This window comes from Oscillibacter sp. MSJ-31 (genome assembly GCF_018918025.1).
Classification (GTDB): Bacteria; Bacillota; Clostridia; order Oscillospirales; family Oscillospiraceae; genus Hominicoprocola.
The window spans coordinates 22,989-35,853 of sequence record NZ_JAHLPT010000004.1 but is presented as its reverse complement, the minus strand read 5'-3'; the positions used below and the strand labels follow the sequence as shown (position 1 = coordinate 35,853).

Annotated in this window: 11 protein-coding genes and 1 tRNA gene; all 12 read right to left on the bottom strand. The window is 61.8% G+C overall.

Annotated elements, in window-relative coordinates; all coding sequences use genetic code 11:
- Positions 1-6 precede the first annotated feature (6 nt).
- Positions 7-1,332, bottom strand: coding sequence for a TolC family protein (locus tag KQI17_RS04640; RefSeq protein ID WP_216495032.1), 1,326 nt, complete (start codon positions 1,330-1,332; stop codon positions 7-9).
- A complete protein-coding gene (locus tag KQI17_RS04635; protein WP_216495031.1) occupies positions 1,329-1,961 on the bottom strand; it encodes a TetR/AcrR family transcriptional regulator in 633 nt (210 codons plus the stop codon). The genes KQI17_RS04640 and KQI17_RS04635 overlap by 4 nt, the downstream gene beginning before the upstream one ends.
- A 166-nt stretch (positions 1,962-2,127) precedes the next feature.
- Positions 2,128-3,462, bottom strand: a complete 1,335-nt coding sequence (locus tag KQI17_RS04630) for a sodium-dependent transporter (RefSeq protein WP_216495030.1) — start codon at positions 3,460-3,462, stop codon at positions 2,128-2,130.
- 173 nt (positions 3,463-3,635) lie between these two features.
- A tRNA-Ser gene (locus KQI17_RS04625) sits at positions 3,636-3,727 on the bottom strand.
- Between the two features lie 120 nt (positions 3,728-3,847).
- Positions 3,848-5,116 carry an aminotransferase class I/II-fold pyridoxal phosphate-dependent enzyme gene (locus KQI17_RS04620; protein WP_216495029.1) on the bottom strand — a complete coding sequence of 423 codons (1,269 nt, stop codon included), beginning with the start codon at positions 5,114-5,116 and terminating at the stop codon, positions 3,848-3,850.
- Positions 5,117-5,228: 112 nt separating this feature from the next.
- Entirely contained in the window at positions 5,229-6,611 is a 1,383-nt protein-coding gene (locus KQI17_RS04615; protein ID WP_371821958.1) for a sodium ion-translocating decarboxylase subunit beta, read from the bottom strand.
- A gap of 92 nt (positions 6,612-6,703) precedes the next feature.
- Complete coding sequence (locus KQI17_RS04610) at positions 6,704-7,117, bottom strand: biotin/lipoyl-containing protein (protein ID WP_216495027.1); 414 nt, start codon at positions 7,115-7,117, stop codon at positions 6,704-6,706.
- Between the two features lie 22 nt (positions 7,118-7,139).
- Positions 7,140-7,418 (bottom strand): OadG family protein, encoded by a 279-nt coding sequence (locus KQI17_RS04605; RefSeq protein WP_216495026.1) that lies wholly within the window; start codon positions 7,416-7,418, stop codon positions 7,140-7,142.
- A 148-nt stretch (positions 7,419-7,566) separates the two neighbouring features.
- Entirely contained in the window at positions 7,567-8,712 is a 1,146-nt protein-coding gene (hgdB, locus tag KQI17_RS04600) for a (R)-2-hydroxyglutaryl-CoA dehydratase subunit beta (protein ID WP_216495025.1), read from the bottom strand.
- Between the two features lie 15 nt (positions 8,713-8,727).
- The gene (gene hgdA, locus KQI17_RS04595; protein ID WP_216495024.1) at positions 8,728-10,173 is read right to left on the bottom strand and encodes a (R)-2-hydroxyglutaryl-CoA dehydratase subunit alpha; all 1,446 of its coding nucleotides are present in this window, start codon (positions 10,171-10,173) and stop codon (positions 8,728-8,730) included.
- A 42-nt stretch (positions 10,174-10,215) separates the two neighbouring features.
- Positions 10,216-11,007, bottom strand: coding sequence for a (R)-2-hydroxyglutaryl-CoA dehydratase activase HgdC (gene hgdC / locus KQI17_RS04590; protein WP_022018818.1), 792 nt, complete (start codon positions 11,005-11,007; stop codon positions 10,216-10,218).
- A gap of 68 nt (positions 11,008-11,075) precedes the next feature.
- Entirely contained in the window at positions 11,076-12,848 is a 1,773-nt protein-coding gene (locus tag KQI17_RS04585; protein WP_022018817.1) for an acyl-CoA carboxylase subunit beta, read from the bottom strand.
- Positions 12,849-12,865 lie beyond the last annotated feature (17 nt).

The following is a 12,865-nucleotide window of genomic DNA, read 5'->3' as shown; positions in this document are numbered from 1 at the left end:
TCCTCCTCAGCCGGCCAGCAGGCCGTAGTCCACGGCCCAGCGATAGTTGTTGTATGCGGTGAACAGGTCGCGCTCCGCGCCGGAGACGGTGTCCTGCGCGGTGTAAAGTTCGTCCTCCGCCGCGTGCAGCGCGTTCTCGGAGATCGTGCCCTGCTCGTACTTGAGCTGTGCGGCCGCGAGGTCGCTGCGCTCGCACTCGAGCGAGACCTTCGCCGCGGAAAGGATCTGCGCGCAGTCCTTCACCTTGTCGCAGAGCGAACGGAAGGTAAGCTCGTACTTCTGCACCGTGGCGTTGTAGGTGTACTGCGCCGACTGCCACTTGTGCCTTGCCTGCACCTTTTTGTAATCCCTTTCATTGTAGTAGCTCTTCGCGCCGCTGTCGTCGTATTCCTCGTCGGCGTCGTCGAGCGTCTTTTTCGCGGCGTAGAGGTCGTAGCTCGCCGCCTTTGCCTTTTGCAGATCCTTTTCCACATCCATGGCGGAAAGCTGCTCCGCCGTGACGGCAGGCAGTGCGCCGAGCGTGAGCGGCGCGGTCAGCTCCTCGCCGACCATCGCGTTGAGCTGGCGGCGAAGGTCGGTGATGTTCATGTCGAGCGTCGCCTTGCCGCTCTCAAGCTGAATCTTGCCCGCCTTTGCCTGCTCGAGCGTCATGGTGCTGATCTGCCCGAGCTGATAGCGCAGCTCCAGCTCTGCAAGCGTGCGGTCCAGCGCCGCGTCCTGCCGCGCAAGCGCGGCGGATTGCTCCTCAAGCCCGAGGAGGGTGATGTACACATTCTGCATCATCTGGACGGTGTTGTTCTCCATGCTCTTGAGCTGGCGGACCACACCCTCGTTATCCCTTTGCAGCTTTCCGTCGCGCACGTCGTCGAATCTCTCACGCAGAGCGTCATACTGCGTTTGGAGCGATTGGCTCGCCAGCCTTCCGACCGCGCCGCCCACGGCATCGACCGCACCTGCCAACGCATAATCGGAGGCATCCGGGGTCCCTGCCATCGGGCTTGACAGCGCCGCTGTCCCCGCGCTGCCGAGCGAAGTCATGCCCCACTGCGCGTCCGCGATCTCATTGAGACCATCACGCAGCTCCTGCTCGACCTTCTCGTAGTCGGTGCTCTCGACCAGCGCGATGCTCTCCTCCAGCGCGAGGAGGGCATAGCTTTTCTCCTTCATCCGTGCGCCGAGGTTTTCAAAGCTCAGCGTGCCTGCCGCGTCCGGCGTGGTCTGTGCGGTCTCCGCGGCGGTCTCATCCTTTTTCTGCTCGTCCGCCAGCGCGCCGACCGCCAGCGCTGAGAGCATGGCGAGGGCGAGCAGCAGAGCCGTCCATCTTTTCTTCATTTGCGGTGTCCTCCTTCGGGTACGGCAGCGCTGCCGTTTTTGATAATCTCAATGCGCCCGCGCATCCGCTCGCGCTCAAGCGCAAAGCTCTCCGGCTTTTTCAGCGTGCGGGCGATGGCGCAGGCGAGCGCGCCCACGAGCAGGGTGAATACGTCGTCCACAAAGCCGTCCTCCTGCGTGCGCAGGAGAGCGGGGTCGATGTGCTCGAGGAGCTTCTGCGGGCAGAGCTCCCCCGCCGCGCGCTCAAAGAAGAGCTGCTGCACGTCCATATTGACGTTCAGGCTCAGCAGCGCGAAGGCGCGGGAAAACGCCGGCGTGATGCAGCCGCTCGGGGCGACCATGGCGTCGAGCAGCGCAAGGGGCATGGAGAACAGGTCTCCGCCCGAGCGTTCGAGCGTATCGTGGAACAGATCGAGAAACTGGTCGCGGATCTCGTCGATGAGAGTGAGGAACAGGTCGTTCTTATCCTCAAAATACTGATAAAAGCTGCCGCGCGGGATGCGCGAGGTCTGCACGATGCGGTTGATGGACGCCTCGGCGTAGGGCACGGCGGTAAATTCGCTCCACGCGCCCTCTAAAATGCGCGTTCGCTTCTCCTCCGGCAGACGGAAAAAGGTATCGGTCGGCATAGGCCCCTCCTGTATGACAAGCTGTCGTAAAATGACAATCTGTCACATATTATACGAGCACTTCCCTACTCTGTCAATAGGGCAAACCGTTAAGAAATCATAAATAGTTAAGTTTATCTAACCGCATTCCACTGAAAAGCGCCGTCCGTGGGACGGCGCTTCCGTCTCAGCCGATGCCGCCGAGGAGCGCGCCCGCGATGAGCGCGAGCAGCGCGCAGGCGCAGTAGACATATTTACTCAGAGGATAGAACCACGCGCCGATGGGCTTGCCCACGCCCTTGTTGACCGCGGCAAGGACGAAGTCCTTCCCCGCCACCCAAAAGAACAGGATGCCGGCCAGCAGCGCGCCGAGCGGGCAGATGTAGATGGACACCACGTCCATCCAGTCGGAGACGATGGCCTGAATGCACAGCGACACCGCTGTGCCGATCGCGGCAATGACCGCGACTGCCGCCACGCGCTTGAGGTGCAGCTTATCCTGCAGCGCCTCGACCGAGACCTCGTAGAGGTTCACAAGCGAGGTGAGGCCCGCGAAGAGCACGCAGAGGAAGAACACCAGTCCGATCACGCGCCCGCCGGGCATCCCGTTGAACACGTTCACGAGGAAAATGAACATCAGTCCCGGGCCGCCGTCGGAAAGGTCCGCGCCGCCCGCCGCCATCGCGGGAATGATGACGAGCGCCGCCAGCAGCGCCGCCAGCGTATCGAACAGCGCCACATTGCGCGCGGCGGAGGGGATCGACTCGTCGTCCGAGAAGTAGGAGCCGTAGATCACCGTGCCGTTTCCCGCCACGGAGAGCGAGAAGAACGCCTGCCCGAAGGCGTAGATCCACAGCTTCGGGTCGGCAAGGCCCACGGGGTCGAGGGTAAAGATGTAGCGGTAGCCGTCGCCCGCGCCGGGCAGCGTCGTAATGTAGACGCCCAGCCCCGCAAAGAGGAAGAACAGCACGGGCATCATGACCTTGTTCGCCCGCTCGATGCCGCCGCCCACGCCGAAGGCCATGATGGCGAAGTTGACCGCCAGCGCGATCACCAGCCAGAAATTATTGCCCCAGCCGCAGGCTGTGCCGTTGAAGCGGTCGACGATGACGTTCATATCCTGTCCCATGGCAAAGAGTCCGCCGTCGAGCGCCAGCGCAAAATACTTGAAGATCCAGCCCACCACGCAGCTGTAGCCGATGGCGAGCGCCAGCGAGCCAAGCACCGGGATATAGCCGACCGCCTCGCCCGTGCTGCGTCTGCCGCGCAGGGCAGCCGCCTGCCCGAACGCGCCGATGGGGCCGGAACGGGTGGAGCGGCCAAGCGCCATCTCGCCGATGATGCCGGTCGAGCCGATCAGAAGAACAAAGAGGAAATACGGCAGCAGGAAGGTCATGCCGCCCCACGCGGACACGAGATAGGGAAAGCGCCAGATGTTGCCCATGCCCACCGCGCTGCCGATGCAGGCGAGGATAAAGCCCCAGCGGCTGCGGAATGCGTCGCGCTCCGTCTGCTTGCTCATGGTGTCGTCCTCCAAATTTCACAACTGTCTCTTCGTCAATGCACACAAAGAGATAGTTTAGTCTATCCCTCAAGAGCTGTGTTTGTCAAGGCTTTTCCCCTCCATCCGGATGGAAATGTCGGTTTGGACCGGAACCCAAAAAGAAAAGCACCGCTTTGCGGTGCTTTTCTTTTTGGCGCAGTGGGAGGGATTCGAACCCTCGGACGGCTTTTGGCCGTCACACGATTTCCAGTCGTGCTCGTTATGACCACTTCGATACCACTGCGTATCTCAATGCTCAACAGCAAACATCATTATACCAAAATTGGGCGCGAAGTCAATACCCAATTTTCGCTTTTCCGCAAAAAAGAGACGGAGCGGCGCTCCGTCTCTTCTCTTTTTGCCTTTACTTTAACTGCTCGAGTGCGGCGAGCTTCAGGCAGCAGCAGAAGACCTCCATCGCCTGCTGCAGCTCCTCCACCGGCGGGAGGGACGGAGCGACGCGGATATTGCTGTCCTTCGGGTCGACGCCGTAGGGGAAGGTCGCGCCCGCACTCGTCATAATGACACCCGCCTCCTTACACAGCGCCAACGTGCGCTTGGCGAGGCCCGGCAGCGTATTGACGGACACGAAGTAGCCTCCCTTGGGGTCGTGCCAGGTGGCCAAACCGAGCGGGCCGACCTCGCGTGCGAGGGTCTCGGTCACCGCCTTGAACTTCGGCCCCATGATGGCCGCGTGCTTCTTCATCAGCTCCAGCGTGTGCGCCTTGTCCTTGAGGTACTTCACATGACGCAGCTGATTGATCTTATCGTAGCTGATGATCTGGACGTTGATGAGCTTCTCCATGTATTCCATGTTCGCCTCGCTGCACGCGAAGCACGCCACGCCCGCGCCGGGCAGCGTGATCTTGCTGGTGGAGGCAAACTCAAACACCATGTCGGCGTTGCCGTACTTCTCGCACAGGCTCAGGATATCTGGGAAGGGCACGAACTCGCCCTCGAACTCATGGATGCAGTAGGCGTTGTCCCACATGAGCAGGAAGTCGGGAGCCGCAGGCTTCAGCCTGGCGATGCGCTCGATGGTCTCGTCGGAGTAGATGATGCCGTCGGGATTGGAATACTTCGGCACGTTCCACATACCCTTGACCGCCGGGTCCTTGACGAGCTGCTCGACCAGATCCATATTCGGGCCGGTCTCGGTCATGGGAATGGTGATGAGCTCGAAGCCGAAGCTCTCCGTGACCTTGAAGTGGCGGTCATAGCCCGGCGCAGGGCAGAGCCACTTGATATGCTCCTCGCGGCACCACGGCTTTTCGCTGTGCAGCAGGCCGTTGGTGTACGCCTTGGCGATGGTGTCGTACATGAGCTGCAGGCTGGCGTTACCGCCGACGAACACCTGCTCCGGCTTGCAGCCGAGGATCTCGGCAAAGAGCGCCTTGGCGCTCGGCAGGCCGGAGAGCTGGCCGTAGTTGCGCACATTCACGTCGCCGTCCACGCAGTCCGCAGGATCGGTCATCACCGAGAGAATATCGGACACCAGATCGAGCTGCTCCTTTCCCGGACGCCCGCGCGCCATGTTGAGCTTCAGGCCCTTGGCCTTCCACGCTTCAAATTCAGCGGACACCTTTTCAAATTCGGCCTTGCGCTGTTCAGCCGTCATTTCCCTGTATTTCATCGGAACGGACCTCCTATTTCAAATGTTGGAGAAATTATAGCATACCCTTTTCCAAAACACAATGTGCAAAAGAAAAAGAGGGCAAAGCCCTCTTTTTCTTTCTTTTGTTCTCTTAGCCGAAGAGCGCCATGAGGACGCCCGCGGCGATCGCGGAGCCGATGACGCCGGCCACGTTCGGGCCCATGGCGTGCATCAGCAGGAAGTTCGCGGGATTCTCCTTCTGGCCCACGACCTGGGAGACACGCGCCGCCATCGGGACGGCGGAAACGCCGGCGGAACCGATCAGCGGGTTGATCTTCTCCTTCAGGAACAGGTTCATGAGCTTGGCGAGCAGAACACCGCCCGCAGTGCCGAAGCCGAACGCCACGACGCCCATGCACATGATCTCGATGGTCTGGAGGGACAGGAAGGTGGTGGCCGTCGCCGTCGCGCCGACGGTGAAGCCGAGGAAGATGGTGACGATGTTCATCAGCTCGTTGCCGGCGGTCTTGGTCAGACGCTCAACCACACCGGACTCCTTGAAGAGGTTGCCGAGCATGAGGCAGGCGATCAGAGGAGCGGCGGAGGGAACGAGCAGCGCCACGAACACGGTGATCATGATGGGGAAGATGATCTTCTCCTTCTTGCTGACCTGACGCAGCGGCTTCATCACGATCTTGCGCTCCTCCTTGGTGGTCAGCGCCTTCATGATGGGCGGCTGAATAACCGGAACGAGCGCCATGTAGGAATACGCCGCAACGGCGATGGGGCCGAGCAGATGGGGAGCGAGACGGGTCGTGACGAAGATCGCCGTCGGGCCGTCCGCGCCGCCGATGATACCGATGGAGGAGGATTCCTGCGAGGTGAAGCCGAGGAGCTGGGTGCCCACATAGGTCATGAAGATACCGAGCTGGGCAGCCGCACCGAGCAGCAGGGACTTGGGGTTGGCGATCAGGGGACCGAAGTCGGTCATGGAGCCGACGCCCATGAAGATCAGGCAGGGATAGATGCCGAGCTTGACGCCGAGGTAGAGGACGTCGAGCAGGCCGAGGTTGACCGTCGGGCCGGCAAGCTCCATGCCGTACACCGCGGCAGCCTGTTCGGCCTGTGCGACCGCCTGTGCTTGCGCGGTGAACTCGCTGATGGTGCCGCCGGCAGCAGCCATGACCTCACTGGCGACCTGCTGGATCGTATCCGCTCCGAAGGCCTCCTGCGCGCTGGCGAGCAGCTGCTGGAAGTACGGAGCAAGCACGGCGTCCGAAACGCCGGACTCGCTCATCTCCGCAATGAAGGAGGCCGTGACGGGCGTGCCGCCGAAAAGGTCCCAATGGACGTGACCGCCGGCAAACAGGATCTCATGGAACATATCCGCGCCGGGCAGGTTGGTACACAGCATACCGAAGGAAATGGGCAGGAGCAGCAGCGGCTCAAAGCCCTTCACAATGGCCAGATACATGAGGATAAAGGAAATGGCGATCATGATGAGGCATTTCCAGTTACCGTCCTGACCAAACATATAGAAGCCGGTCTGCTGCAGGAAATTGATAATAGCAGGCATTTATTTCTGGTTTCCTTTCACAGTTTATTTCAGGGGTGTGCGGAAATGTCTCAGCCGATGACGCACAGAACGTCGCCGGGGTTGACGGCAGCGCCCTTGGAAACCGCGACGGAGGAAACGGTGCCGTCGCAGGGAGCAAAGATCTCGTTCTCCATCTTCATGGCCTCGAGGATGAAGAGGATGTCGCCGGACTTGACCGCCTGACCGGCCGCGACCTTCACGTCGAGGATGGTGCCGGGCATCGGGCTGGAAACGGTCTCACCGGAGCCGGAAGCGGCGGGAGCGGCCTTGGGGGCAGCAGGAGCCGCGGCAGGAGCGGGAGCGGCGACGGGAGCGGCAGCGCGGGCCACGGGGGCGGAAGCGGTGCGGGCGACGGGGGCGGAGGCCATGCGGCCGCCGGAGACGGACTCGACGGTAACTTCGTAGGCGGTGCCGTTAACGGTGACAGTGTACTGCTTAGTCATGATGTTTTCTCTCCTAAAATAATCAAATTTTGTTGATGCTGGTGATCTGCATACGGGAGGCGCTGGGGCCGAGGTCCTCGGTGACCGCCGCGATGACGGCTGCAAGGATCTCCTGCTCCTTGGCGGTGTTGACCGCAGGAGCGGCGGGAGCCGCAGCCTTGGGAGCCGCAGCGGGCGCGGGGGCGGGCTTGGCATTGCTCTTGAGGACGGCTCCCATGATCGTCGTGAGGACGATGATGCAGACCAGACCGAAGAACACGGTGCCGATGCCCATGAGGGTGACGAAAAGCGGGCTGTACATAGATTCTCCTTATCCCTTTCGTTAGAGTGGATTATAGCAAATCGCCGTTGAGCTTTGCAACAGCGGTCCTGCAATTTTTACGCCGTCTGAACAGCCGGCGCGGCGCGGGGAGAGCTTCTCCCTCTCTCCCCGCCGCCGTCGGGATACCTTACTGAACGGACAGAACGTCGGCGAACGCCTGAATGGCGGTCGCGGCCTGACCGAAGTCGCGCATCTGCTGATCCACGCCGAGCTTGATGAAGGGGATGCCGGCGGCGTCGAGCGCGCGCTTGAGGTACGGGAACTCCATCTCCTCGGGGTCGCAGAACTGCTGCATGAAGAGCACCAGACCCTGCGCGCCGGACTCCTTGACAAGGTTCGCCACGAACTCGCCGCGGCGGTTCTTGCTGGACTGCGGATCGTAGAGCAGCACGTCGTAGTCGGTGTTGGTGAACTGCTCGACGAGGGCCATCATGGGATCGCCCTCCTCGCTCGCGTCGGTGCGGAACGCACGGGACTCGTGCGCGACGTCGTCGGCGGCGATGGCAACGTTGTTGTCCTTGAAGACCTTGAGCAGGACGGGATTGTCGCAGATGATGCCGGAGGTGACGACCTTCACGCCGTTCCACTTCGCCGCGGGCAGCGCCTTGAGCTCGGCGTTGAGGGCGTTGAGCTTCTCGGTGTACTCGGCCTTATCCATGAACCATGCGGCCTTGAGGACGGCGGAGCGCATGATGGGGTCGATGACGTCGCAGTGGTCGCTGGCGAGCTTGACGAACTCGCGGCGGGCGGCACGGGACTTGTTGTAGACCTTGATGGCCGCGGCGATGTCCTCGCTCTTGATCTCGTGACCGGCGATCTTCTCGAGACCGGCCTTGACGTCGTTGTACTGATCCATGCAGAACTGCTTGCCCCAGTCGGCGAAGCGGTTCTGGGGATGGGCGAGGAAGATGCAGGGCAGCTTCTCGCTCATGGCGACGCGGATGTTCTGGCTCATGGGGCGCAGCGTATCACAGATGGTCGGGGTGATGACGCCGTCGAGCAGGTCCATCGTGCCGTCGAGCAGCATCTCGAGGTCGAGCTGGGCGATGGTGCAGTAGAAGGTCGCGCAATATTCCTTGGCGCGCTGGATGGTCTTGTTGTTGCTGCCCCACATACCGAACGGCATCATGCCGGCGGCGTAGACCAGCTCCTCGGGGGCGTAGTAGGGCATCACACCGATGCACTTCTTGCCGGCGTCCTTATAGGCCTTGAGCTGGCCCTTGGGGTTCGCGGCGACGGCGGAAAATTCCTTCACGATAGCTTCGATACTCATTTTTTCACGCCCTCCTTAGTCTTTCTTGTTGGCTTCCATGGCTTCGACAAGGCCCTGCACGCGGGTGGCGTACTGCGCTTCGTTGAAGTTGCGCGGGTCGGCCTGGTCGCCGTCGAAGCCGGCGCACGGCACGCCGAGGTCCTTGGTGAAGCGGCGCTGCATCTCGGCCATATAGCCGCTCCACGGCTTGCAGGAGCGGTTGTAGTGGACGAGCACGCCGTCGACCTTATTGTCGCGGCAGATGCCCTCACGCCAGGCAACGCCCTGCTCGATGCAGACGGAGTTGGGCGCCTTGTAGTAGGCGCGGGCCATCTCGTCCATGTTGTTGTAGACGAAGCCGAAGGCGGGCGCGTACACGACGGCGGTGACGTTCACGCCGTTCTCCTTGAGGGGCTTGAACAGGTTCGGGAGCTTCGGCCAGCAGGGGATGCCCTCGAACATGACGCGGTACTTCTCGGGGAAGGGCAGCGTGGAGGTGCCTTCCTTGATGTTCTGCTCCAGGTCCTGCGCGAGCAGATCGAAGGCGTCGGCAGCGGCTTCCTTGCCGCGGGCGGTGACGACGTCGGCCATGTGGTTGAACAGGTCGAAGCCGCTCATCGGGGCGGGCTTGTACTGCAGGTAGTCGCAGACCTTCAGCCAGTTCTGGGCGGTGCGGTTCGCGTGCTTGCAGGCCGCCTCGAACTTGGCCTCGTCGAACTTCTTGCCGGTCAGCTCCTCGAGCTGATGGATGGCGTTGTCGAACTGGGCGCGGACGTACTTCACGGCGGAGTCGCTGACCTCAACGGTGTTGTTGTAGGGAATGTCGACCATGATGAGCGGAATGTTGCACATACGGGCGATGTTCTCGTACCACTTGGTCATGCAGTTGCAGATGTTGTTGCAGCACAGGACGAAGTCCGGCTGGGGGATGCGCATCTGCTTGTAGGGCTTGATGGCCTCGCGGCGGAAGTTCTTGTAGGCGATCTCCTTCTCGGTGGTCTCGGGCAGCGCCTCGATCTCATGGATATCGTCCAGAACGGTGTAGGGCACCTGGGTCTTGGGGTCCTTCTTGGGCTTGCCGGTCTCGGGATCGATGACGACGTTGCCGTTCTCGTCCTTGAGGGGCTTGCCGCTCTTGGGGTCGATGATGAATTCGAGCGTCTCGGGGTCGAACTTACGGCTGGCGCGCTTGCCGGCGGCGTAAGCGAGGGAGATGCGGGCGTAGCCGCAGATGTCGTTGTCGAAGCCGAGGTCCTCGGCGGCCTGGCACATGATCTCGCCGTCGCGCTGGGCGGCAATGCCGGCAGCCTGGTTCTCGGGATACATCACGTTGAGGTCAAAGGCCTCAGCCAGCTCGCAGGGGAACTTGGAGCTGGACCAGCCGACGAGCTTGCCCTGCTTCTTTGCCTCGCGGGCGTCGGCGTACACGTCGTCGACGACCTTGCGCAGCGCGAGGACGCCGGGACTGACCTGTTTAGCCATTTTTGATTCCTCCTAAATTATTCTTGTAAAGAATGGTGCAGCTCAGTGCTGCTTTTTGAGTGCTTTCTGATAGGCGAAGAGCGCTGCGCCGAGGGCGCCGTTGTACTGCGTGAGCGGAGAGGTGGAGATCTCGTGCCCGAGCTGGTTTTCCAACGCCTTGACGATGCCGTGGTTCTGTGCCACGCCGCCGGTCATCACCACGCGGTCACGCACGCCCACGCGGTTGCACAGGCCGCTCACGCGCCCCGCCACCGAGCGATGAATGCCCGCGATGATGTCGCACTTGTCGGTCCCGACGGCGAGCTGCGAGATGACCTCGCTCTCGGCGAAGACCGTGCAGGTCGAGCTGATGCCGATCTCCTTGGTGGACTTGTCGCCGAGGTCGCCGAGGTCCTCGACCCTGACCTCCAGCACGCGGGCCATGACGTCGAGGAAGCGCCCCGTACCGGCGGCGCACTTGTCGTTCATGACGAAATTCTTCATCATGCCGTTCTCGATCTCGATGACCTTCACGTCCTGCCCGCCGATGTCCACGACCGTGTGCACATCGGGGAAGAGATAGGTCGCGCCCTTGGCGTGACAGCTCAGCTCGCTCATCTGCAGATCGGCAAGACCGTCGAGTGAATTGCGTCCGTAGCCGGTGGCGAGGACGAAATCCATCTGCTCGCGCGTCATTTTGGCGTTATCCAGCACCTCCGCGATGGCGCGGGCGGGGCCGGACGTGCCGGTGCCGACAGGGACGAGGGACTTGGCGACGATCTCCTGACCGTCCTTCATGATCACGCATTTCGACGCGGTGGACCCCACGTCGATGCCCATGGTGTAAATGCTCATAATCGCTTAAAACTCCATACCTCCCCGCGCGGCTCTCGCCGCGCGGGGATCGATTGCTTCAAAAAATCTTACGCCTTCTGGTTCAGGTTGTCGTAGTCGCGGATCACGCGCGGGAGCAGCATCTGATGGAACGGGCAGATGCTCTCGGGATTCTGATAGCAGGCATTCGCAAAAGCCTGAATGTAGGGACGCATATCGTTCATGTCGACGATCTCGTCCGTCAGGCCGGCCTTGGCGCAAAACTTCGGGCTGGACTTCTTGGCATAATCCTGGATCAGCTCGTTCATCTTGTCGATGGTGGGCTGGAGGTCCTTGCCGGCCTTCTCGTCCTTGACCAGACGGCGGGCGTACATCGCGGCCGCGGCGGTCTCACCGTGCATGACGTAGATCTCGGTGGTGGCGGTGCCGATGGAGAAGGCGTTGGTGTCGTTGCCCTGCGGGCCGCCGAGGACGTAGTGCGCCGCGGCGGTGCCCTTGCGGAGGGTGATCTCCATCATGGGCAGGTCGCTGGACTGGATGGAGTAGATGAGGCTCTGGCCGAGGCCGAGGAGCTCCGCGCGCTCGGCGTCGTTGCCGACGTCGATGCCGGTGGTATCCTGGATCCACAGCATCGGGATGCGGTCACGGGCGCAGAGGGTGACGAACTCGTTCATCTTGATGAGGCCCTGACGGTACAGCTTGCCGCCGACGCCCATCGCGGAGCCGTAGGTGGCCATCTTGTACTCGGGGTAATTCATCAGCATACCCTGCGCGTTGGCAACGACGCCGACGAGCAGACCGTCGATCTTGGCAAGACCGGTGATCATCTCGGGGCCGTAGCCGTGCTTGAACTCCATGAACTCGGAGCCGTCGAGCAGGCGGGCCATGACGTCGTACATATCGTAGCTGCGCTTCTGGTTGAAGGGCACGATGGAGTACAGGTCGTTCGCGTCGAACAGAGGCTCCTTGGGATCGTCCACGCGGAAGAACTCGGGATCGTAGGCAGGCAGCATATCAATGTACTTGCGGATGCCGCCGAGCACGCCTTCCTCGTCGCAGTAGACCTCACGGAAGAAGCCGGTCTCATCGTAGTGGATGGAGACGGTGCCCGGAATATCGGTCTTGAGGTTCTTCTGGGCCTGAATGAGCGCTTCCGCCGCTTCCTTATCGACGTAGCCCTTGGGGTTCATGCCGCCGACGATGCCGGCGCCGCCGACTGCCATGTTGGCGTCCTCATGCGCGATGAGGATGGTGGGGCTGATGGAGTGATAGCCGCCGCCGGCAGGGTTGGTGCCGTAGATGCCGACGATGACGGGAATACCCATCTGGTTCAGCTCGCTGTTGCGATAGAACGGGGTGCCGCCGCCGCGGCGGTTGGGATAGACCTTCTCCTGCTCGTCGAGCTTCACGCCGGAGCAGTTGAGGACGTAGACCAGAGGAATGCGCAGGCGCTTGGCCGTGTCGCTGCCGCGCAGCAGGGCGTCCGCCTGACCGGGGACCCATGCGCCGGCGAGCTTCTTGTTGTCGCTGGCGATGATGACGGCCCACTTACCGTTGATGCGGCCGAGGCCCTTGACGATACCGACGCTGCCGTTATCGTTGTCCTGCGGGTTGTAGAGGCTGTTGAGCGGGCACCAGGTCCCCTCGTCCACCAGCTCCTCGATGCGCTGCATCGCGGTCCACTGGCCGGATTCGTTGAGAGCCTCGGTGCTCTTGCCGGCTTCCAGCGCGGCCTCGCGGATCTCATGGATCTCCTGCTCTACTTCCTGGATCTGCGCCGCGTTCTCCTCGCTGAAGTGAGCCACTTCCTTGCCGATGACGGGCATAGTCTGGAAATAAGAGGGCATAGAATATTCGCTCATGTTTTGTTCTCCTTCTT